This is a genomic window from Dietzia sp. SLG310A2-38A2 (assembly GCF_014145095.1).
Lineage (GTDB): Bacteria > Actinomycetota > Actinomycetes > Mycobacteriales > Mycobacteriaceae > Dietzia.
The window spans coordinates 1-594 of the sequence record NZ_JAALDX010000528.1 but is presented as its reverse complement, the minus strand read 5'-3'; the positions used below and the strand labels follow the sequence as shown (position 1 = coordinate 594).

Annotated in this window: 1 protein-coding gene; it reads left to right on the top strand. The window is 66.7% G+C overall.

Annotated elements, in window-relative coordinates; all coding sequences use genetic code 11:
• Nucleotides 1–28 precede the first annotated feature (28 nt).
• Nucleotides 29–508, top strand: a complete 480-nt coding sequence (locus G6027_RS16735; protein WP_241727223.1) for a MarR family winged helix-turn-helix transcriptional regulator — start codon at nucleotides 29–31, stop codon at nucleotides 506–508.
• Nucleotides 509–594 lie beyond the last annotated feature (86 nt).

The following is a 594-nucleotide window of genomic DNA, read 5'->3' as shown; positions in this document are numbered from 1 at the left end:
TGGCGGGCCGCCGTGCTGTAATAGCCCCATGAGCGAGACACGCTGGTTGACCGATGAAGAGCAGTGCATGTGGCGCCGGTACAGGGAAGTCAATCAGTTGCTCGATCTCGCGATCGAACGCCAGCTCCAGCGCGACGCGTCGATGTCCCAGTCCGACTATTCGGTGCTGGTCAGCCTCAGCGAGGCGGACGGTCGGGGCCTGCGCGCCCGTGATCTGGGGGCGGCTCTCGGCTGGGACCGCAGTCGGGTGTCGCATCAGGTCAGGCGGATGGAGGCCCGGGGCCTGGTCGCCAAGGGGGAGTGCGCGGAGGACGGCCGGGGCACGATCGTCACACTCACCACGGAGGGGGCCGAGGCGATCGCCAGGGTGGCCCCCATGCATGTGGAGAAGGTCCGAGAGCTACTGGTCGACGTGCTCACCGAAGACGAGGTCGGCACACTGACCGAGATCTTCGAGCGCGTGGTCACCCGAATCGGTGAGGTCGACGGGATCACCCTGCCGAGCTGACACCGTCCGAGTGGCATGTCGGAGACGACGACCTGAAATAGTCGACCTGAAATATCAGCGGGGCCCGGGCTGACAAGCCCGGGCCC

Excerpts from the sequence above, each read along its gene's own strand:
- G6027_RS16735 (WP_241727223.1), top strand. The coding sequence starts at position 29 with ATGAGCGAGACACGCTGGTTGACCGATGAAGAGCAGTGCATGTGGCGC.